The sequence below is a fragment of the Streptomyces sp. NPDC111507 genome (genome assembly GCF_055638955.1).
The window spans coordinates 228,851-249,264 of record NZ_JBVKBU010000012.1 but is presented as its reverse complement, the minus strand read 5'-3'; the positions used below and the strand labels follow the sequence as shown (position 1 = coordinate 249,264).

Below are 20,414 nucleotides of genomic sequence, written 5' to 3'. Positions count from 1 at the left end.
ACGGTCTGCACCAGTCATCAGTTAACAAGGAACAGGAGTTCAACCATGAAAATTCTCACCTTCAAGACCACGACCCACAAGGCGACCCCTGCCCGTATCGGCGCGCCGATCAGCGCGGCGGCCATGGAGTCCGTGATCGACGAGCCAGGGCCGGTCGAGGTCAAGACGATCGGCGCGGACTGGGAGGCCCCCATCACGGGGCTGCTCAACATCAAGCACCCGAAGGCCGTAGCGGCGGGGATCACCGACCACAAGGAGCCGATCAAGATCTACGCCCACGTCGTGCGGCACCCCACACACGGCTTCTTCCTGGTCGACACCGGTGTTTCACGGCGACTGGTGGAGGACCCCGTCGGCGTGGGGGTCGGCATGATGCTGAGAAAATACGGGGGCATCGAGAAGATGCACCCTCAGCAGAGCACCGCGGAGATCATCGAAGCGGAGGGAGTCCCCCTGAACGGGGTCTTCATGACCCACCTCCACCTCGATCACGTCTCCGGACTCCCGGACGTTCCCAAGGACGTCCCCATCTACACCGGCGCCAATGAGGCGGAGGCGTCGCTCTTCCTGAACCTGTTCGCCCAGGGAACGAACAACCACCTCCTCGCCGGACGGCCGCCGCTCGAGGAACTCCAGTTCACGAAGGACCCGGGCGGAAGGCTCGAAGGCGTCAACGACGTGTTCGGCGACGGCTCGTTCTTCGCGATCCTCACCCCGGGGCACACCACCGGCCACGTCTCCTACCTCGCCCGCACCGCGGCGGGTCCGGTGCTCATGACCGGAGACGTCAGCCACACACGCTGGGGCTGGGACAACGGCGTCGAGCCCGGAACCTACATGCAGGAGCGCGAACCCAGCATCAAGAGCCTGCTCGCCCTGAAGGCGCTCAGCGAGCGCCACCCGAACATGATCGTGAGACTGGGTCACCAGGAGTAGACAGCGCGGCCCAGGCGGCCGACAGCAGCCGATGCCGAGCCCCCGACGAGCTGATCAGCAGGCCCGCCGCGACGTCCCGGTCACCGATGTTCGCGGCGGTGACGCAGGCGACGCGGCGCAGACGGAGGGTGTCGGTCACGATGTGCGTTTGCGGCCCGGCACCTTGGCCAGGCTGTAGTCGTCGATCGCCTGCGCGCGGCCGGGATGCCGGAGAACCTTCTACCAGACGACGACGCCCCGCTCCGCTCCGAAGCTCCTTGCCTTCGAGGGCTCCGGCTTGGTCGCGCCGCGGTCCGGTGACGGCCGGACAGGCGCCCAGTTTAGCGCTGAGCTGGGCAAAGCCTTCTGGGTCACCCCTGCGGACCACACAAACCCCGGCCCTGTGACGGACTGGCAACAGGTGGGGCCCTAACCCGGAGCCCCGGCCGGCTGCCAGGCGCCGATCAAACGCGGGGCTCAGGTGTCGCGGGACGTCATGCGTGAGCCCAGCCCACTGACACGAAACCCGTAACGGAACGGCCCCCGCCTCGCCAACGGTCGTTCTTTAACGCAGCGTTGCACGACACCTCGAAGCCTGAAGAACGGCCGTCCTGCTGTCTCGGGAACGAACCAAGATCAGCAGTTCAGGGAATCGGCGAGGTTCAACAACAAGCTGATGTCCGGCGCCTGTGCGCGGGCGAGGCCTGGGCCCGGTCGTTTGGGTGGTGTGATCGCCGTCGCTGTGCATATTCGTGTGGCCCTTTAGAGTCGGTTCGCCTTTCTTCGATGGCGCTGGCGCGCCCTTGACTGTGTGCGCCGTCGGGCGCCCGATGTGACACAAGCGGGCTCCGCCGCGTGGCGATGGAGCCGTGCCTCAAGGAGGAACGTTCATGCAGGCCCGGAGGATCGGCGCCGTCGCCGCAACAGCAGTGGCGCTGGTGGCAGCCCGCGACCTTGTCCAGAAGCGGCACGCGCTGCTGCGGAACTTCCCGGTGATCGGGCACGCCCGGTACCTGCTGGAGACGATCGGGCCGGAGCTGCGGCAGTACATCGTGACCTCCAACGAGGAGGAGCGCCCATTCAGCCGTGACCAGCGCACCTGGATCTACGCGTCGGCGAAGGAGGAGAACAACTACTTCGGGTTCGGCACCGAGGTCGACGTCGAGCACGTCCAGGGCCACGCCTACCTGAAGCAGCGCACCTTCGCCGACGCTCTGCCCGACGCGCACGACCCGCAGGCCCCGCTGCCCTCGGCCAAGGTGCTGGGCGGTCCGCGCGGGCGCGCCAAGGCCTTCCGGCCGGCGAGCGTCGTGAACATCTCGGCGATGAGCTTCGGCTCGCTCTCCGGCGCGGCCATCACGGCGCTCAACAAGGGAGCGGCGCTGGCGGGCACGATGCACAACACCGGCGAGGGCGGCCTGTCGCCGTACCACCGCAACGGCGGCGACCTGGTGCTGCAGATCGGCACCTCGTACTTCGGCTGCCGCAACGAGGACGGCAGCTTCAACCTCGACAAGCTCAAGGACGTGGTCGCGAGGGCCCCCGTCAAAGCAATCGAGATCAAGCTCTCCCAGGGTGCCAAGCCGGGGCTGGGCGGGATGCTGCCGGGCGCCAAGGTGACCCCGGAGATCGCCGAAATCCGCGGCATCCCCGTCGGCAATGACTGCGCCTCCCCGTCGCGGCACACCGCGTTCAACGACGTCGACTCGATGCTCGACTTCGTCGAGCTGCTCGCCACCGAGACCGGTCTGCCGGTCGGGGTCAAGAGCGCGGTGGGCGAGCTGAGCTTCTGGCAGGAGCTGGCCGCGCTGATGGCACGTGGTGACCGTGGTGTCGACTTCGTGACCGTCGACGGCAGCGAGGGCGGCACCGGGGCGGCGCCGCGGATCTTCGCCGACTCGGTGTCGTTGCCGTTCCGGATGGGCTTCTCCCGGGTCTACGGCACTTTCGCCGAGCTCGGGCTCACCGACGAACTGACCTTCATCGGCTCCGGCAAGCTCGGCCTGCCCGAGAACGCCACGGTCGCCTTCGCCCTGGGCGCCGACATGATCAACGTGGCCCGTGAGGCGATGCTGTCGATCGGCTGCATCCAGTCGCAGAAGTGCCACACCGACAAGTGCCCCACCGGCATCGCCACCCAGAACCAGTGGCTGGCCCGCGGCCTGGACCCGGCCTCGAAGGCCACCCGGGCCGCTGTCTACCTGCGCACCCTGCGCAGGGAGCTGATGAAGGTCTCGTCAGCTGTCGGCGTCGCCCACCCGGGACTCATCACTGCCGACGACATCGAGATCATGAACGGCGACTACGAGGCCCGCACCCTGGCCGGCGTCTACGGCTACAAGGACGGCTGGGGCGAGCTCGGCCCGCACCTTGCCAAGGAGATCACCGAGCTGCTCGTCGGCACGCCGACCTCCACGAACAGCCGGTCGGAGTGATCGCAGCGTGTCCGAAGAAGTGAGATTCAAGAGCGTCGTCGGCCCCGAGCTGGCCGGGTCGATCGACCTGCCGGAGGGCGAGGTCCGGGCTGGGGGATCTTCGTCCACGGATTCACGCTCGGCAAGGACTCGCCGGCCGCGTCGCGGGTCAGCAAGCAGTTGGCCCGCGAGGGGATCGGCATGCTGGGCTACGACAACCTCGGGATCGGCGATTCCGACGGCGACTGGGGTGACGGTTCCTTCACCGTCAAGGTCCAGGACAGCGTCCGCGCGGCAAACCTGATGGCAGAGCGGGGGACTCCGGCGGATCTGCTGGTGGGTCACTCGTGGGGAGGCGCCGCCGCCATCGCCGCGGCGGCCGAGGCGACCGGCGTCCGCGCGGTCGCCACGATCGGGGCGCCCGCCGACCCCAGCCACGTGGAGCACCGGTACGACGCGGTCGTGGATCGCGTGCTCAGTGAGGGGCAGCACGCGTGGTTCGTCGGCGGGCGGGTCCAGGTCCTCAAGCGCGCCTTCGTCGAGGACGTCCGCCGTGCCCGTCTGCACGACCGGGTCCGCGAGTTGGACTGCCGCTGCTTGTGATGCACTCGCCCACCGACGACATCGTCGACATCGCCAACGCCGGGGAGACCTTCCGCAAGGCGCGGCACCCGCGAAGCTTCATCTCACTCGAAGGAGCAGACCACCTCATGACCGCACGCCGATGCCCACCATCAGCAGGGGGACGAGCGCGGCTGTGCGGGCGAGCCGCCGCACCACGTGCGGGGGCCAGGCCACGTTCTTCCGGGACCCGGGCGCCATCAGCGGCCCTCGAACTGGCGCAGCCCGACCCGCCGGGACAGCCAGACCAGCAGCTCGAAGAGCACCAGTACCACCGGCAGGGCCCACGCGGCGATGTCGATCCCGCTGTAGTCCGTCTCGGCCAGTTCCGGCGCCGTCCAGCCGTGCGGGTCGACGAGCACGTCCTCGGTCTGCCCGACTTCCATCGGCCCGTCGCAGGAGTCGTTGCCCAGCTCGGCGTGCTTGAGCGGCTTGCCGTCCACCCGCCCCAGAAGACAGGTGTACTCCGGCCCGTTCCTGCCCTGGTACGTCTTCACCGAGGTGACCCGCACTTCCACCCGCTGCCCTTGGTACGCCATCACCTCCGCCTGCAGCACCGGCCCCGCCCCGGACAGCGCCGCGATCCCCACGATCACCCCGCCGACGATCAACCACCCGTTCGGCGCTGCGATGATCATCAGCGAGAGAGTCGCGATCAGCGCGAAGGTCCCGAGCACCAGTCCGAGCCCGCTCCAGTCCGGATTGGCGGCCAGCAATGACAGCCCGACGATCACCGGCGGACCGAAAAACGCCATCGTGGTGAGGCGGCGGACCTGCCGGGACGAGGTGACGGTGGCTGTTCGAGGCACGGCGTCAGTGTGACGAGCGGGGTCGTCAGGCTGAAGAGCGGGGTCCGTTACTACAGGCGCGCTCTCGATGAGTGGCCCGGCGAGCGTGCGACGGTCTACTTCTGCTCCTGCGGTGAGCGGTTCTGGCCCCTCACGAAGGAGGCGCCGTACCCCGACTGGCGCGACAACCCGGTCCGCAGGGGGCGAGCCGAATGACCAGAACCGGTGGAGCGCCCGTATTCGGAGGTGACGTATTCCTCTGGGGCGGTGGAGCTTTACTCGCACTGGAGTGCTTGAGCGCGTGCTTCGAGGTAGGCGCTCAAGTTGCGGCCGGCCAGGTGTGTCCAGCACTCGGCGATGTTGATGTGGACGCCGAGGATCGCCGCGGACGTCGATGCCGTGGGCGACCAGGCGGCTGGAGAGGTGGTGGCCTGCGTAGTGGCGGCCGGGCAGGTGGCTGGGGAACAGCCAGCGGTGCCGAGCTTGGCCGGGTTGGCTCTCCTGGAGGCGTTGCACGGCTTCGGCTTGTTGCTCGACCAGCCGGTCCATCGCTGGGGGTAGGAGGGTGCGGTGGCGTCCGAGGGCGATAGTGCTGCTGCCCTTCGCGGTGCGGTGGACGTCGTCCGTCTTGAGGGTGGAGATGCAGGTGATCCTGGCGCCGTAGAGCAGGACGAGAACTCCGACTGCCCGGACGTCGACGAGCAGGTCGGTGTCGCTGACGCATCGGGTGAGCACGGCGACCTGCTCGTCCTGGTCGACGAAGTTCGCCGGTTCGCTGTCGCGCCATCGGGTGACGGACGCCCGGCCAAGCGGCCGGAGCTGCTGCCGTACGAGGGGTCCATGGGGTAGACACCGGTGGGTAGGCGGACGGCCGAAGGGAATCCTATGCCCACCACCGTGATCAACCTCAAGGGTCATATCCACGAGTTCGGCCCCCGGCTCGAACACGCCCCCGCGGATCTCGTCTACATCGGCCGCCGCTGGACCATGGGCCACTGGGACCTCCCGCAGCACCCGCTCTACAACCCCTTCGCCTTCGACACCCCCACCAAGAAGCGCGACGGCACCCGCGCCGAGATCATGGAGAAGTACCGGGCGTATCTCCTCGAACGCCCCGACCTTCTCGACCAGGTGCCCGCCCTGCGGGGCAAGACGCTGGCCTGCTGGTGCGTGCCCGAGCTGTGCCACGGCGAGATCCTGGCGGAGCTGGCCGACGCCTCGTAGCGCGGTCGACTCCCTCAACCGGCCTCCGACTGAGCGGGGCATCACCCCCACGGGTGTCCCCGGTGGCGTGGGCGCACCGGTGCCTGCTTGCTGGACCGAGAGGGGAACGGGGGGCTTCGGGTAGGGAGCGAGCGCCGATGGAGCCGAGGGAAGCGCGGCTGCGGACGCCGCGCGCCGCCGGGCTGGCGGGGACGGTGTTCGCTCTCCTGCTGGCGGCGGCGATCGTGCTGGTGCGGATCGCGATCCCGGCGGGGAACGCCGCCGACGCGACCGTCGCGCCGAACGAACGGTGGGCGGTGCGTACGGCTTTGGAGATCCTCCCGTTCGCGGGGATCTTCTTCCTGTGGTTCATGGGCGCGGTGCGCGCACGGGTCGGCGATGCCGAGGACAGATTCATCGCCACCGTCTTCATGGGCAGCGGACTGGTCTACGTGGCCACCATGTTCGCGGCCGGCGCCGCGGCGGGCAGTGTACTGAGCCAACCCTCCGGCTTCGGCCGCCACTTCGCCTACACCCTGATGACGACGTACGCGCTCCGGATGGCCGCCGTGTTCGTCTTCACGACCTCGACCATCGGTCACCGTCTCGGCGTCCTCCCCCGTCCGCTCGCTCTCCTCGGCTATCTCGCGGGGCTTGTCCTGCTCGTCGCGGGATCCTCGCTGCCCTGGTCGGAGCTGGTCTTCCCGGCCTGGGCGCTGGTCGTCAGCCTGCACATCCTCCGTGTCGGCCTGCGCGCCCCGGCGAGCGGCTGAGCACCCTCTCGCGCATGCTGTGGAGGAGGGGGCGAGCACGGGCCACGGAAAGGCTGATCCTCGGTGAGGCTTGTCGTCGATCTCAACCGCTGCCAGGGATACGCGCAGTGTGCGTTCCTGGCTCCCGATGTTTTCGCCATGCACGGGGACGAGTCGCTGCTCTACAACCCCGAGGTCGAGGAGGACCGGCGCGAGGACATGGCGCGAGCCGTGGCCGCGTGTCCCGTCCAGGCCATCATGGTGGACGCGAACTCCCCCGGCGGGAACGCCGGAACCGACCGGGAGGCCGGCCGGTGAGCGCCGACGGATCGCTGGACCGGCTCATGCGTGACGGCCGCATCGTCGTCGTCGGCGCCTCGCTGGCGGGACTTCGGGCCGCGGAGACCCTGCGGGAGAAGGGGTTCGCCGGTTCCCTCACGATGATCGGGGACGAGCCCTACGAGCCGTACGACCGACCGCCGTTGTCCAAGCAGGTCCTGCTGGGCAGGGCGACGGCGGACCGCACCGGCCTTCCCCGGCACCGCGCCATCGACGCGCGGTGGCGCCTCGGGGTTGCGGCCACCGGCCTCGACATCGCGGCCCGGCGGGTACGGCTGGCCGACGGCGACGAGGTGGAGTACGACCGGCTGCTCATCGCCACCGGTGTACGCGCCAGACCCTGGCCCCAGGAGGACGAGGCGGAGCTCGACGGGGTGTTCGTGCTGCGGACCCGCGACGACGCCGAAGCGCTGGAGCGCTCGCTCGCGCAGGGCCCCCGCCGCGTGCTCGTCATCGGCGCCGGGTTCACCGGCTCCGAGATCGCCTCCGCCTGCCGGGAACGCGGGATCGCGGTCACCGTGGCCGAGCGGGCCGACGCGCCGCTGGTCGGAGCGCTCGGCGGAGTCGTCGGCGAGGTCGCGGCCGAACTGCACCGCGAACACGGCGTCGACCTGCGCTGCGGCGTCATGGTGACCCGCCTGGAAGGCGACTCCGCGGGACACGTCCGCGCCGCGCACTTCTCCGACGGGAACGCCGTCCAGGCCGACGTGGTGGTCGTCTCCCTCGGCGCCCAGCGCAACACCGAATGGCTCGCCGGGTCCGGACTCGGCGCGGGTCCCCGGGGCATCGCCTGTGACGCCGGGTGCCGGGCCTTCGACATCCGGGGCATCGTCACCGACGACATCTATGTGGCCGGTGACGTCGCACGGTCCCCGCACCCACTGTTCGGATACCAGTTCCTGTCCCTGGAACACTGGGGCAACGCCGTCGCCCAGGCCGAGACCGCCGCACACAACATGCTGAGCGAGAGCGCGGACCGCCGCCCCCACATCTGGGTGCCCGCCTTCTGGTCCTCCCAGTTCGGCGTGAACATCAAGTCCGTCGGGGTGCCGTCGATGGGGACGGAGATCCTCATCGCCCAGGGCTCCCGCAGCGAGCACCGGTTCACCGGCGTCTACGGGTACCAGGGGCGCGTCATCGGCGCCGTCACCTTCGACCAGACGAAGTGGCTGCAGTTCTACGAGCAGCTCATCGAGACCACGGCGCCCTTCCCGCCGGCCTTCCCCACGGTGGACCGCCGCCCCGAGGGGCAGCAGCCGATGCCCGCCGACTTCCCCGACCCGTCCGTGCCCACCCACGGCCCGACCGTCACCCTCAGCGGATACGCGCCGGACGACCGACGGCTGACGTTCACCCCCGCTCGGCACTGATCCGACGTTCCCTAGGACGCACCCATGACCGAAGCCATCCTGCGGCAGATCATCGACTACGCCCACCGCGCCGATCCGTATCCGCTGTACGAGGAGCTGCGCAAGACGCCGGTGTACCACGACGCGGACGGACCGTTCGTCCTCAGCAGGTACTACGACATCCAGAGCCTGCTCCACGATCCGCGCATCAGCTCCGACGCCCGCAATCTGAAGACGCCGGCGACCGCGAACCCGCTGGCCGCCGAAGCGGACGACGAGACGGCTCTTCCGCCGAGCTTCCTGCGCCTCGACCCGCCGGAGCACGACCGGCTGCGGCGCATGACGAACCGGCCGTTCGGGCCGCCGCACTCCCCGCGGCGTGTCCACGAGATGCACGGCGAGCTGAAGGACATCGTCTCCGGGCTCATCGACGGCATCGACAACCCGGACCGGATCGATCTGGTCGACCAGTTCTCCTATCCCTTCCCCGTGACCGTGATCTGCCGGCTGCTGGGGGTACCGCGCGAGGACGAGGCGCGCTTCCACTCCTGGGCGGAGACGATCGCCGCCAGTCTGGACCCCGACCCGGGCGCCGACACCGACGAGCGCGCCAAGGTCTCCCACAACGCCCGCACCGAGCTGGGCATGTATCTGGCCGGGCTCATCGAAGAACGCCGCAAGAAGCCCGGTGACGACATGCTGTCCCAGCTGTCCACGGCGGGAGGGCCGGACGGTGTCATGACGACGATGGAGGTCCTGAGCACCGCGGCGCTCCTGCTGATCGCCGGCCACGAGACGACGGTCAACCTCATCACCAACGGCATGCTGACCCTGCTGCGCAACCCCGACGTGCTCGAGCGGCTGCGCAAGGACCCGAACCTGGCCGTCCCCGTCGTCGAGGAGCTGCTGCGGTTCGAGCCACCGGTGCAGCTGGTGCCGCAGCGCACCACCCTCACCGACATCGAGGTCCGCGGGGTCACCATCCCCAAGGGCGCGTCGGTGTGGCTGGTGCTGGCGGCGGGCAACCGCGACCCCGACCGCTTCAAGGATCCGGACCGCTTCGACCCGGACCGCGGGGACATCCAGCACCTCGGCTTCGGCAGCGGCATCCACAGCTGCTTCGGCGCCCCGCTCGCCCGTCTGGAGGCACAGCTCGCGCTGAGCGAGCTGGCCCGCAGACTGGAGAACCCCAGGCTGCTGGAGGACCCGCCGCCCTACCGGCAGAACGCGGTCCTGCGCGGCCCGCGCCATCTGCCGATCGCCTGCGACGGCATCCGCCCCTAGGGGCCTGGCCACGGGCACTACCGCTGACCTGGGCTCCGGAGCGTGCGGACGTTCCGGAGCGCCTCCGGACGGCGGGTAAACTCCGTCCACGTGACTGCCGCGCCTGCAAAGCCCCGTATCCCCAACGTCCTCGCCGGACGCTACGCCTCCGCCGAGCTCGCCACGCTCTGGTCCCCCGAGCAGAAGGTGAAGTTGGAGCGTCAGCTCTGGCTCGCCGTGCTGCGGGCGCAGAAGGACCTCGGGATCGAGGTCCCGGACGCCGCGATCGCCGACTACGAGCGCGTCCTCGACCAGGTCGACCTGGCCTCGATCGCCGAGCGCGAGAAGGTCACGCGGCACGACGTGAAGGCGCGGATCGAGGAGTTCAACCACCTCGCCGGGCATGAGCACGTGCACAAGGGCATGACGTCCCGGGACCTCACCGAGAACGTCGAGCAGCTGCAGATCCGGCTCTCGCTGGAGCTGATGCGCGACCGCACGGTGGCCGTCCTGGCGCGGCTCGGCAAGCTGGCGGGCGAGTACGCCGAGCTGGTCATCGCGGGCCGCTCGCACAACGTGGCCGCCCAGGCCACCACCCTCGGCAAGCGCTTCGCGACCGCGGCCGACGAGCTGCTCGTCGCGTACGGCCGCGTCGAGGAGCTGCTCGGCCGCTACCCGCTGCGCGGCATCAAGGGCCCGGTCGGCACCGCGCAGGACATGCTCGACCTGCTGGGCGGGGACGCGGCGAAGCTCGCCGAGCTGGAGCAGCGGATCGCCGGGCACCTCGGCTTCTCGCAGGCCTTCACCTCCGTCGGCCAGGTCTACCCGCGCTCGCTGGACTACGAGGTCGTGACCGCGTTGGTGCAGCTGGCGGCCGCGCCGTCCTCGACGGCCAAGACGATCCGGCTGATGGCCGGGCACGAGCTGGTGACCGAGGGCTTCAAGCCGGGCCAGGTCGGCTCCTCGGCGATGCCGCACAAGATGAACACCCGCTCCTGCGAGCGTGTCAACGGCCTCATGGTCATCCTGCGCGGCTACGCCTCGATGACCGGCGAGCTGGCGGGCGACCAGTGGAACGAGGGCGACGTGTCCTGCTCGGTGGTCCGCCGGGTCGCACTGCCCGACGCGTTCTTCGCGCTGGACGGCCTGCTGGAGACCTTCCTGACCGTCCTCGACGAGTTCGGCGCCTTCCCGGCCGTCGTCGCGCGCGAGCTGGACCGCTACCTGCCGTTCCTCGCGACGACCAAGGTCCTGATGGGCGCGGTGCGCGCGGGCGTCGGCCGTGAGGTCGCGCACGAGGCGATCAAGGAGAACGCCGTCGCCTCCGCGCTCGCCATGCGCGAACAGGGCGCCGAGCGCAACGAACTCCTCGACAAGCTCGCCGCCGACGAGCGCATTCCGCTCGACCGCGCGCAGTTGGACGAGCTGATGGCCGACAAGCTGTCGTTCACCGGTGCCGCCGCCGACCAGGTCGCCGCCGTCGTCGGCCGCATCGAGGAGATCGTGAAGCAGCACCCGGAGGCCGCGGGCTACACGCCGGGGGCGATCCTCTGACGCGGCTGACTCCCGCGGACCTCGAGGCCGCCCGCGACCGGCTGGTGCCGGATGTCGTCGGGGACGGCCTCAAGGTGCTTTTCTGCGGCATCAATCCGGGGTTGACGACCGCCGCCACGGGCCACCACTTCGCCCGTCCCGGCAACCGCTTCTGGCCCGTGCTGCATCTGTCGGGGTTCACGCCCCGGCTGATGAAGCCGTCGGAGCAGGGCGAGTTGCCGTCGTACGGGCTCGGCATCACGAACGTGGTGGCGCGCGCGACCGCCCGGGCCGACGAGCTGTCCGCGCAGGAGTACCGCGAGGGCGGACGGCTGCTGAGCGCCAAGGTGGAGCGACTGCGGCCGAGGTGGCTGGCGGTGGTGGGGGTGACCGCCTACCGGGCGGCCTTCGAAGACCGGAAGGCCGCGATCGGCCCGCAGGAGCGGACGATCGGGGACACCCGGGTCTGGGTGCTGCCCAATCCGAGTGGGCTCAACGCGCACTGGACGGCGGCGACGATGGCCGAGGAGTTCGGACGGCTGCGGGTGGCCGCCGCCGAGGGGTAGCGGATCAGGTCACGGCGGGTCGATCTCGGTGACCAGGGCGAGCAGGCTGAACTCCGGGTCGGCGCCCAGCCGGGAGATGCCGAGGGCGACCCAGCGGCCATGACCGCGCGCCTGCCACACGTACACGTTCCGCACGTGCGCACCGAGGGAGGCCCACGGCTCCGGTATGTGCTCGTCGCCCTGCTGAGCGCGCAGGAAGACGCCGTCCAGGCTCATGTGCCCCCGCTCCCCCCACCGGTCGGCGAGCCGCTGTGCGAGGCCCTCCCGCCACGCCTCGATCTGCTCCTCTCGCTCCCCGTCGTCGCCCTCCCCGGAGCCGGCGCTCCGCTCTAACTCGACGAGGTGGAAACCGGGCCCCCCGGGACTGCCGGTCGGCCCGCCGTGCTCCAGGGGGAAGTCCTGGGAGCACAGCCGGTCGATCGTGGCCAGATGCCGTGCGATGGTCATGAGATCCAGTAAAGCCGCTGCCACTGACAATTGGTGTGCCGTCAGGCGTCCCTGCGCCGTACGCTCCACGCGCCCGCCGCGAGGGCCGCCGCCGTCCAGGCCGCGGTCACCATGAGCCCGCTCCAGGGGCCGAGGGCGCCGTCCCACGTCTCGTGGAGCACCACCTGGCCCGCCCGGTCGGGCAGGAAGTCGGCCGCGCCGCCCGACATTCCGCCGATCACGAAGGAGACGATCAGGAGGAACGGGACCAGGATGCCCAACGTGGCGACCGCGCTGCGCAGTACGGCCGTGAGCCCGGCGGCGAACAGGGCCATGAGCGCCAGGTAGAGGGCGCAGCCCACGGCCCCGCGTACCCCTTCGCCCCACGTCAGCCCGCTCGCCCTGGTTCCGAGGACCGCCTTGCCCACGAGCAGGCTCACGAGCCCTGTCAGCAGGCCGACGGCCAGCGCGGGAACCCCGATCGCCACCACCTTGGCCGCGAACCACCGTCCCCGCCGGGGCACCGCGGCCAGCGACACCCGCAGCGCGCCGTCCCGGAACTCGGCCGCGACGGCCTGCGCGCCGAAGGTGATCGCCGCGATCTGCCCGAAGCTCACGCCGAAGAACACCGAGAACAGCGGGTCGAAGTCCTGGCCACCGGAGTTGTCGAGGCCGGCGAGCGCGGAGAACGCCGCCGTCGCCAGGAGCACGGCGAGCAGTCCCGCGACGAGGGACCGCAGGGTACGGATTTTGATCCACTCCGCGTGGAGTACGGGTGCGAAGGTCATGATCGGGCCTCCTGGGGCCGGGTGGGCGTCGGTGCGGCGGTGAACTCGGCCTCGGCGGCCGTCAGGTCGAGGTACGCCTGCTCCAACGTGCCCTCCTCCGCCGCGAGTTCGAGGATCGGCAGGCCCGCGCCGGAGGCGAGGAGCCCGATGTCCTCCACACGTGCGTGCGGGACGGTCCACCGTCCGTCCGCACCCTCGACGGCCTCGTGACCGTGGCGCGCGAGCAGCGCGCCGAGAGCGGCGCCGTCCGTGGTGCGCACCCGTACCCGGGGCCGCACGCGCGCGTGGATGAACTCCCGCAAGGGGGTGTCGGCGAGGAGCCTGCCCCGGCCGAGGACGACGAGGTGGTCGGCGAAGGACGCGGTCTCGTTCATGAGATGGCTGGAGACGAGCACCGTGCGGCCTTCACGGGCCAGTCGGCGCAGCACCTCGCGGATCCAGATGATCCCTTCGGGGTCGAGCCCGTTCGACGGTTCGTCGAGCAGCACCACGGGCGGGTCGCCGAGGAGCGCGGCCGCGATGCCCAGGCGCTGTCGCATGCCCAGGGAGTACGTCTTCACCCTGCGCCGCGCCACGGACGCGAGCCCCGACTCCTCCAGCACGGCGTCCACCCGGCGTTCGGAGATGCGGTTGCTCGCGGCGAGGGCCCGCAGATGGTCGCGCGCGGTGCGCGAGCCGTGCGCGGCCCCCGCGTCGAGCAGTGCTCCGACCCGGCGCAGGGGTTCGTCGAACGAGGCGTAGGGCCGGCCGCCGACGGTGGCGGTGCCGGACGTGGGCCGGTCCAGGCCCAGGACGAGCCGCATGGTGGTGGACTTTCCGGCGCCGTTGGGTCCGAGGAAGCCGGTGACGCGGCCGGGAAGCACGCTGAAGGTGAGGTCGTCCACGGCGTGCAGACTGCCGTACTCCTTGGTCAGGTTCTGGACGTCGATGCTGGTCATGGCCCCAGCCTGGCGGCCTTTGCGCGGTCGGTACTCCCCCGCCGGTGGAGATCGTCTCCCCCGCTCGGGGGAAGCCGGTTGCCGGGGCCGGCTGGGACGATGGCGCGATGGCCCGCTTTCTGCGCCCGTTGTTCCTGGGGACCACCTACACGCGCCTGCTGCATCTGTGGGTGCCGATGCTGTTCGTCAGTGTGTGGCTGTTCATCGACATGTCGAGACCGTGGGTGCCCGCGGTGCTGTCGATCCCGCTGGGGCTGGTCCCGGCCGTGCGGCGGGGCGAGGGCGTGCAGGCGCGGTACATGCTGGCGCCGGACGAGCCGCGGGAGCGGGGCGACCGGGACGCGGTGATCTCGGTCGCGCCGTCGGCGACCTGGCGGGACCGGCTGCGGACCGTGCTGTGGCTCGAAGTGCGGATGGGTCTCGGGGCGGTGACGACAGGGGTCACCGTCTGGATGCCGGTGACCGCCATCGAACTGGCCGGGGCCGCCTGGGGCCGCCCCGTCGACATCACGCTGCTGCCCCTGTCGCCCCCGCCGTGGGCCTGCGCCCTGCTCGTACCCGTGCCGCTGCTCGCTCTGTACGGCGCGGTCGTCGGCCTCGGCGAGCTGGTCACGGTCATCGCACGTCGGCTGCTGGGCCCCTCCCCCGCCGAGCGCCTCGCCGCTCTGGAGGAACGCACCGAACAGCTCCTGGAACGCACGCGCATCGCCCGTGAGCTGCACGACTCGATCGGGCACGCGCTGACCGTGGCGGTGGTGCAGGCGGGCGCGGCACGGGCGGCCGGCGACCCCGCGTTCACCGATCGGGCGCTGCTCGCGATCGAGGACACCGGCCGGGCCGCCCTGGAGGACCTGGAGCGCGTGCTCGGCGTGCTGCGCGAGGCGGGGCGCCCCGCGAGCGGCCGACCCACGCTGAGCGAGGCCGACCGGCTCCTGGAGTCGGCGCGCGGCTCGGGTGCGAAGGTCGACGCCGAGGTGACGGGTGCGTTGGAGACCGTGCCGGGACCGGTCTCCCGCGAGGGCTATCGCATCCTCCAGGAGTCCTTGACCAACGTGCTGCGGCACGCGGGGGGCGTGCCGGTGCGGGTCCGTATCGCGGTCGACGACGGCACTCTGGGCCTGGAGGTCCGCAATCCGCTGACGGCCGGGATGCCGGGGCCGGGCCGCGGCAGTGGCCTGCGGGGCATACGGGAGCGGGCGGCGCTGCTCGGCGGGCGGGCGCGGACCGGGCCGGACAGGGGTGACTGGCAGGTGCGGGTCGAGCTGCCGTTGCGCTGATCTACGCTGGCCGGATGCCGGTCACCGTTCTCCTCGTCGACGACGAACCGCTCGTCCGCGCGGGTCTGCGGGCCGTCCTGGAGGCGCAGCCCGACATCGAGGTCGTCGGAGAGGCGGCCGACGGCGCCGCGGTGATCCCGCTCGTGCGGCGGCTGCGGCCGGACGTCGTCGCCATGGACGTCCGCATGCCGCTCATGGACGGCATCGAGGCCACGCGCGCGGTCCTGCGGACCGTGAGCGATCCCCCGAAGATCCTCGTCGTCACCACGTTCGAGAACGACGAGTACGTCTACGAGGCGCTGCGCGCGGGTGCCGACGGTTTTCTGCTGAAGCGGGCCAGGCCCGCCGAGATCGTGCACGCCGTGCGGCTCGTCGCGGAGGGCGAGTCGCTGCTGTTCCCGGCGTCCGTACGGCAGTTGGCGGCCGAGTACGGGGACGGCGGCGGGAATCCGGCGGCGCGGGCGGCCATGGAGCGGGCAGCGCTGACCGAGCGGGAGGCGGAGGTGCTGCGGCTGATGGCCCGGGGGCTGTCGAACGCGGAGATCGCCGGGCGGCTGATCGTCGGGACCGAGACGGTCAAGTCGCACGTCAGCGCCGTACTGGCGAAGCTGGGAGCCCGGGACCGTACGCAGGCGGTCATCGCGGCGTACGAGTCGGGGTTCGTGGCTCCCGGCTGAAACGGCGGTCCGCCGGTGGCCGAAGCGACCGGTCGGTAGCAAAGGAGGTCCCCGGCTCTCGCCGGGGCGCGCCGCGCCGAGTACGATCCGGCCAACACGCGCACGAGCTGGGAGGACGGACGTTGGGGCGGTTGACCGGCGGGGACCCCTCTCTGCTGCGAAGGATCAATTCCGCGGTGGTGCTGCACGCGTTGCGTGCCACGGACTGCGCGACGCTGACCGAGATCACCCGGGTGACCGGATTGTCCCGGCCCACCGTCGAAGGTGTCGTGGAAGGGCTGATCGAGGCCGGGCTCGTGGTCGAGAAGGCGGCCGAGGAGGGCGCGGCACGGCGTCAGGGCCGTCCCGCGCGGAGGTTTCGGTTCCGGGCCGAGGCGGGCCATCTGCTGGGCCTGGAGATCGGTCCCCATCGCGTCGCCGGGCTCCTCGCCGATCTGGACGGCCGGGTGCTGGGCGCCATGTCCAAAGAAGTGGACGAGACCGCGTCGGCGGACGAGCGGCTGGAACGGCTGCGCACGGCGGTCGCCGACCTGCTGCGCCGCGCGGGTGTCGCGCGTAGTTCCCTGCGTGCGGTGGGCGTGGGCAGCCCGGGGATCGTCGAGGCGGACGGCACCGTGCGCCTGGGCACGGCGCTGCCCGAGTGGACGGGGCTACGCCTGGGCGACCGGCTGAACCGTTCCTTCAAGTGCCCGGTGCTCGTCGAGAACGACGCCAACGCGGCGGCGGTCGCCGAGCACTGGAAGGGCTCGGCGACGGAGTCGGACGATGTGGTGTTCGTGCTGGCCGGGCTGAGTCCGGGGGCCGGTTCGCTGATCGGCGGGCGGCTGCACCGGGGATACGGCGGCGCCGCCGGGGAGATCGGGGCGCTCCACCTGCTCGGCCGCGGAGCCACTCCCGAGACGCTGCTGTCGACCACGGACGAGCCACTGCACCCGCTCGACGAGCAGGCCGTCGCCGAGGTCTTCGCGCTGGCCAAGGGCGGTGACCAGCGGGCTCGCGCGGCGGTCGACCGCTTCATCCAGCGCCTCGTGCACGACGTGGCGGCCCTCGTCCTCGCCCTCGACCCGGAGCTGGTCGTCATCGGCGGCTGGGCGGCCGGTCTGGACGGCGTACTGGAACCGCTGCGGCGCGAGCTGGCGCGCTACTGTCTGCGCCCGCCGAAGGTGGCGCTCTCCCTGCTGGGCGAGGCGGCCATCGCGACGGGCGCACTGCGGCTGGCCCTCGATCACGTGGAAGAGCAGTTGTTCGCGGTGGAGGGGACCGTGACCGCACGCCGCTGACCAGCGGTCTCACGGGTACGGGAAAGCCGTCACACCCCGGAGTGTCGCGGGGCGTGACGGCTTGAGACCTCGGCCGCGGCTCAGGAGGCCCGGCGCTCGGGGTCGTGGTGGATCTCCACGCCGCCGGAGTCGCCGAAGGTCAGCCGGCAGGTGTCGGCGCGGTACGTGGCCACGGAGACCGCGGCGGTGCGCCCCTCGGCGAAGTAGCGGGTCGTGACGACGAGAACGGGCGCCCCGGGCAGCCGGTCCAGCTCCTTGGCGTCGTCCGCGCGGGCCGAGCCGAGCTCCACGGCGCGGTCCTGGCCCTCCAGGTCGAGGTGCTGCAGTTCGCGCAGCACGGCACGGGCGAGGGTCGCCCCCGACGGGGCGTCGATCGCGGAGAGGCCGGGCACCGAGGACGCCGGGATGTAGAGCAGCTCGGCGGCGACCGGCTGGCCGTGCGTCACACGGGAGCGGCGGATCGTGTGCACCTGGTCGTCGGGGCCCGTCTCCAGGACCTCGGCCACCGCGGCGGGCGGGATCGCCACCGCGCAGTCCACGGGCCGCCAGGCGTCGCCGACCGCGCCCGGCCACACATGCTGCTCGGTTCCGACGGCCACGCCCACGCGCGGCGGCGCGACGGTCGTGCCCACCCCACGGCGGCGCTGCAGTCGCCCTTCGAGTTCCAGCTGCTCCAGCGCCTGGCGCAGCGTGGCGCGAGCGACGCCGAACCTGGCCGCGAGGTCACGTTCGTTGGGCAGGACCTCGCCCACGGAGAACTCCGAGTCCAATGCCTCGGTGAGCACCGTCTTGAGATGCCAGTACTTCGGCTCCGGCACCGTTTCCAGCTGCGTGGTCCCCACCCTGTCCTCCGCAATCGCCGTGGCCCGGCGGCGTTTTAGCGCCCTTGTTTATTAAAGGTTCTTGCACTATCTCTGCGACCATAGGGCCGCCCCCACCCTTGGTCAAGACCAATCCTCGATCCCTTACGGATTGCGGAGGCACCTGGCCGCGCAGCGTTCACAGGGCGTTCGCGCGGGGTGATGTCCGTGACACGACGTCGAAAGCCCCCGTCCAGAAAACGGGGGCTTTCGAGGGGCAAGAGGGGACCGCAGGGGCTACTGGTTGCCCAGGGACACCAGCTTTTCGGGGTTGCGCACGATGTAGACGCACTGGATCCGGCCGTCCACGACATCCAGCTGGACGGTGCTGTCGGGTTTGCCGCCGGAGAGGACGAGGAGCGCGGCGCCTGCGTTGAGCTCCAGGGAGCGGTACGACGGATCGGGAACACCCTGCTGGGCGACGGCGTACAGGAAACGGCCCACCTTGTCGGCGGTCTCGATGACCCGCAGCGGCGCCTTGGACAGCCCGCCGCTGTCGCCGATCAGACGGACGTCCGGGGCCAGCAGGGACATGAGCCCCTCCAGGTCTCCTCCGGCCGCCGCCGCGAGGAACCGCTCGGTCAGGTCGCGGCGTTCGGCCGGGTCGACCTCGTAGCGCGGGCGTCGTTCCTCGACGTGCTTGCGCGCCCGTCCGGCGAGTTGGCGCACGGCGGGCTCGCCCCGGTCGAGGACGGCGGCGATGTCCGCGTACGGGTAACCGAACGCCTCTCTGAGGACGAACACCGCGCGTTCCAGGGGCGAGAGGGATTCCAGGACGACGAGGACGGCGAGCGAGACGGAGTCGGCGAGCACGGCCCGCTCGGCGGTGTCGGGGGCGGTGTCCCCGAAGTCGGTGAGGTACGGCTCGGGAAGCCACGGTCCCACGTACGCCTCGTTGCGCGACTGCACCTGGCGCAGCCGGTCGACGGCGAGCCGGGTGGCGATGCGCACCAGGTAGGCGCGTGGTTCGCGCACCTCGGCGCGGTCGGCGCCTGACCAGCGCAGCCAGGCTTCCTGGACGACGTCCTCGGCGTCGGCCACCCGCCCCAGCATGCGGTAGGCGACGCCCATCAGGACGGGGCGGTGCTCTTCGAAGACCTCGGTCGCGGTGTCGATGGTCACGGCTCCATCCCATCCCGGCACATCCCGCTGTGTCCAGACGGCGCCGGTGAACGCGTCGGTCTCGTGGCGACCGGGGGCTACCCGTCGGTAGCAGTTGCTGACAAGCTGTCTACGAAGACGGTTCGTCAACGTGCCTCAACGTGCCACCAGAAGAGGAGCAGCATCATGTCCGCCACGGTCTCCTTCAGCCTTCCCTCCGCGCACGGTCCGCGGACCGTGACCATGTCCTACGCGCGCGTGGGCACCGGCGAACCGTTGCTCCTGCTGCACGGCATCGGCCACCACCGGCAGGCCTGGGACCCGGTCGTGCACATCCTGGCCGCCGAACGCGAGGTGATAGCCGTCGACCTGCCCGGGTTCGGCGAGTCCCCGGCGCTGCCCGACGGGCTCAGGCACGACCTCGGGACGGTGGTGCCCACGCTCGGCGCGCTGTGCGAGGCGCTGGAGATCGAGCGTCCGCACGTGGCGGGCAACTCCCTGGGCGGCCTGCTGGCCCTGGAGTTGGCCCGCGAGAAGCTCGTACGGTCCGTCACCGCGATCTCGCCCGCCGGGTTCTGGTCGCCGGTCGAGCGGCGCTACGCGTTCGGTGTGCTGCTCGCGATGCGGCAGGGCGCGCGGCGCCTGCCGCTCCCGGTGATCGAGCGGCTCTCCCGCTCGGCGGCCGGGCGGGCCGCCCTGACCAGCACCATCTACGCCCGGCCCGGCCGCCGTTCACCTGAGGCCGTGGTCGCCGAGACCCTCGCGCTGGCCCGCGCCGAGGGCTTCGCTGACACCCTCCGGGCCGGCACCACCGTCCAGTTCACGGACGACATCCCGGGGCTGCCCGTCACCGTGGCCTGGGGCACCCGGGACCGGCTGCTGGTGCGCCGCCAGGGGATCCGGGCCAAGCACATCATTCCCCGGGCCCGGCTGGTGCGGCTGCCGGGCTGCGGTCACGTCCCGATGAACGACGACCCGGCGCTCGTCGCCCGTGTGATCCTCGACGGCAGCCGCTGACCGACGCCGGGTGAGGCGCCACGCGCCGGAGCCCAGGACGACGCCCGCGCCGACCAGGGCGCTGCCCGCGGCCTGCGCGGCGCCGTACGCGCCCGTGCCGACCAGCGGCGCCGTGCCGGCCGCGGCGACGGGGATGAGCCCGGAGAAGAGCGTGGCGCGCTCCGCGCCGATGCGCTGCATGCCCATGTACCAGCACACGAAGCCGACGACCGTGACGACCGCCGCCTGCCACAACAGCGCGGCGGCCTCGGTGGTGTCCGGCATCCGCAGCCACGCGCCGCCGGTGAGGCGCGCGGTGAGGATCCCG

At 71.3% G+C, this 20,414-nt stretch carries 21 protein-coding genes; 15 read left to right on the top strand and 6 right to left on the bottom strand.

The annotated features are described in order from the left end of the window. Positions 1-45 precede the first annotated feature (45 nt). The 3 genes from ACZ7M2_RS37070 to ACZ7M2_RS37060 all read left to right on the top strand — a co-directional run bounded on the left by ACZ7M2_RS37070 (position 46) and on the right by ACZ7M2_RS37060 (position 3,932). Positions 46-936, top strand: a complete 891-nt coding sequence (locus ACZ7M2_RS37070) for an MBL fold metallo-hydrolase (protein WP_471599016.1) — start codon at positions 46-48, stop codon at positions 934-936. Between the two features lie 869 nt (positions 937-1,805). Beyond that, entirely contained in the window at positions 1,806-3,350 is a 1,545-nt protein-coding gene (locus tag ACZ7M2_RS37065; RefSeq protein ID WP_471599015.1) for an FMN-binding glutamate synthase family protein, read from the top strand. Positions 3,351-3,374: 24 nt separating this feature from the next. After that, positions 3,375-3,932: an alpha/beta fold hydrolase gene (locus tag ACZ7M2_RS37060; protein WP_471599041.1), complete on the top strand. Its 558-nt coding sequence runs from the start codon at positions 3,375-3,377 to the stop codon at positions 3,930-3,932. A gap of 218 nt (positions 3,933-4,150) precedes the next feature. Here ACZ7M2_RS37060 and ACZ7M2_RS37055 read toward each other — a convergent pair whose 3' ends face one another. Continuing rightward, entirely contained in the window at positions 4,151-4,759 is a 609-nt protein-coding gene (locus tag ACZ7M2_RS37055) for a hypothetical protein (RefSeq protein ID WP_471599014.1), read from the bottom strand. Positions 4,760-5,350: 591 nt separating this feature from the next. Between ACZ7M2_RS37055 and ACZ7M2_RS37050 the strand changes: the two genes are divergently transcribed. From ACZ7M2_RS37050 to mug, 8 genes are all read left to right on the top strand, one after another. After that, positions 5,351-5,587, top strand: coding sequence for a hypothetical protein (locus tag ACZ7M2_RS37050; protein ID WP_471599013.1), 237 nt, complete (start codon positions 5,351-5,353; stop codon positions 5,585-5,587). 36 nt (positions 5,588-5,623) lie between these two features. After that, entirely contained in the window at positions 5,624-5,962 is a 339-nt protein-coding gene (locus ACZ7M2_RS37045; RefSeq protein ID WP_471599012.1) for a DUF4326 domain-containing protein, read from the top strand. Positions 5,963-6,099: 137 nt separating this feature from the next. Continuing rightward, entirely contained in the window at positions 6,100-6,714 is a 615-nt protein-coding gene (locus ACZ7M2_RS37040) for a hypothetical protein (protein ID WP_471599011.1), read from the top strand. A 63-nt stretch (positions 6,715-6,777) separates the two neighbouring features. Next, positions 6,778-7,011: a ferredoxin gene (locus ACZ7M2_RS37035; protein WP_471599010.1), complete on the top strand. Its 234-nt coding sequence runs from the start codon at positions 6,778-6,780 to the stop codon at positions 7,009-7,011. Between the two features lie 26 nt (positions 7,012-7,037). After that, positions 7,038-8,402 carry an NAD(P)/FAD-dependent oxidoreductase gene (locus ACZ7M2_RS37030; protein ID WP_471599040.1) on the top strand — a complete coding sequence of 455 codons (1,365 nt, stop codon included), beginning with the start codon at positions 7,038-7,040 and terminating at the stop codon, positions 8,400-8,402. Positions 8,403-8,426: 24 nt separating this feature from the next. Next, positions 8,427-9,665, top strand: a complete 1,239-nt coding sequence (locus tag ACZ7M2_RS37025) for a cytochrome P450 (RefSeq protein WP_471599009.1) — start codon at positions 8,427-8,429, stop codon at positions 9,663-9,665. Positions 9,666-9,755: 90 nt separating this feature from the next. Continuing rightward, positions 9,756-11,198 (top strand): adenylosuccinate lyase, encoded by a 1,443-nt coding sequence (gene purB / locus ACZ7M2_RS37020; protein WP_471599008.1) that lies wholly within the window; start codon positions 9,756-9,758, stop codon positions 11,196-11,198. Positions 11,199-11,242: 44 nt separating this feature from the next. Continuing rightward, the gene (mug, locus tag ACZ7M2_RS37015; protein WP_471599007.1) at positions 11,243-11,743 is read left to right on the top strand and encodes a G/U mismatch-specific DNA glycosylase; all 501 of its coding nucleotides are present in this window, start codon (positions 11,243-11,245) and stop codon (positions 11,741-11,743) included. Positions 11,744-11,752: 9 nt separating this feature from the next. Here the strand turns inward: mug and ACZ7M2_RS37010 are convergent, their stop codons facing one another. Genes ACZ7M2_RS37010 through ACZ7M2_RS37000 form a run of 3 tightly spaced genes read right to left on the bottom strand, consistent with a single transcriptional unit; the run spans position 11,753 to position 13,895 of the window. Further along, entirely contained in the window at positions 11,753-12,190 is a 438-nt protein-coding gene (locus tag ACZ7M2_RS37010; RefSeq protein WP_471599006.1) for a hypothetical protein, read from the bottom strand. Positions 12,191-12,231: 41 nt separating this feature from the next. Next, on the bottom strand, positions 12,232-12,957 hold the full coding sequence (locus ACZ7M2_RS37005; RefSeq protein WP_471599005.1) for an ABC transporter permease: 726 nt from the start codon (positions 12,955-12,957) through the stop codon (positions 12,232-12,234). After that, positions 12,954-13,895 (bottom strand): ABC transporter ATP-binding protein, encoded by a 942-nt coding sequence (locus ACZ7M2_RS37000; RefSeq protein WP_471599004.1) that lies wholly within the window; start codon positions 13,893-13,895, stop codon positions 12,954-12,956. The genes ACZ7M2_RS37005 and ACZ7M2_RS37000 overlap by 4 nt, the downstream gene beginning before the upstream one ends. A gap of 107 nt (positions 13,896-14,002) precedes the next feature. Between ACZ7M2_RS37000 and ACZ7M2_RS36995 the strand changes: the two genes are divergently transcribed. The 3 genes from ACZ7M2_RS36995 to ACZ7M2_RS36985 all read left to right on the top strand — a co-directional run bounded on the left by ACZ7M2_RS36995 (position 14,003) and on the right by ACZ7M2_RS36985 (position 17,129). After that, positions 14,003-15,172, top strand: coding sequence for a sensor histidine kinase (locus ACZ7M2_RS36995; RefSeq protein WP_471599003.1), 1,170 nt, complete (start codon positions 14,003-14,005; stop codon positions 15,170-15,172). Positions 15,173-15,186: 14 nt separating this feature from the next. After that, a complete protein-coding gene (locus tag ACZ7M2_RS36990; protein ID WP_261685463.1) occupies positions 15,187-15,849 on the top strand; it encodes a response regulator transcription factor in 663 nt (220 codons plus the stop codon). A 122-nt stretch (positions 15,850-15,971) separates the two neighbouring features. Next, the gene (locus ACZ7M2_RS36985) at positions 15,972-17,129 is read left to right on the top strand and encodes an ROK family transcriptional regulator (RefSeq protein WP_403686071.1); all 1,158 of its coding nucleotides are present in this window, start codon (positions 15,972-15,974) and stop codon (positions 17,127-17,129) included. 80 nt (positions 17,130-17,209) lie between these two features. Here ACZ7M2_RS36985 and ACZ7M2_RS36980 read toward each other — a convergent pair whose 3' ends face one another. Next, entirely contained in the window at positions 17,210-17,971 is a 762-nt protein-coding gene (locus ACZ7M2_RS36980; protein WP_352046665.1) for a GntR family transcriptional regulator, read from the bottom strand. Between the two features lie 255 nt (positions 17,972-18,226). Further along, positions 18,227-19,111, bottom strand: coding sequence for an RNA polymerase sigma-70 factor (locus ACZ7M2_RS36975; protein ID WP_352046664.1), 885 nt, complete (start codon positions 19,109-19,111; stop codon positions 18,227-18,229). A gap of 165 nt (positions 19,112-19,276) precedes the next feature. Here ACZ7M2_RS36975 and ACZ7M2_RS36970 point away from each other — a divergent pair, with 165 nt between their 5' ends. Next, entirely contained in the window at positions 19,277-20,107 is an 831-nt protein-coding gene (locus ACZ7M2_RS36970) for an alpha/beta fold hydrolase (RefSeq protein WP_471599002.1), read from the top strand. Positions 20,108-20,414: the final 307 nt, after the last annotated feature.